The 274-nt window shown below is 41.2% G+C and carries 1 protein-coding gene; it reads left to right on the plus strand.

The window, feature by feature from the left end; all coding sequences use genetic code 11:
* On the plus strand, nt 1–274 hold a 274-nt coding region (locus SAZ04_RS22035), incomplete at both ends, for an MFS transporter (RefSeq protein ID WP_332699719.1).

Consider the following 274-nt stretch of genomic DNA (forward strand, 5'->3'; position numbering starts at 1 on the left):
TGTTGCTTTAATTGGCTATTCTGTTAGTCATATCGTTTTATTGTTTATTATCATTTTTATTGCTGGCTTTGCCATTGTTGGTGGGCAACCTGCCATTAATGCTTTGTCGGCCAGTTATTACCCAGTTTCACTTCGTACTACAGGGGTGGGCTGGAGTATTGGAATTGCTCGTTTGGGTTCTGTCATTGGGCCGTTATTTGGCGGTTATCTCTCTCAATTTCTGGTCATTACCCATTTATTTGTGATTGCTGCCATACCTTCGCTATTCGTCATT

It is taken from the genome of Halalkalibacter lacteus (genome assembly GCF_036663595.1).
Taxonomy (GTDB): Bacteria; Bacillota; Bacilli; order Bacillales; family Bacillaceae_D; genus Halalkalibacter; species Halalkalibacter lacteus.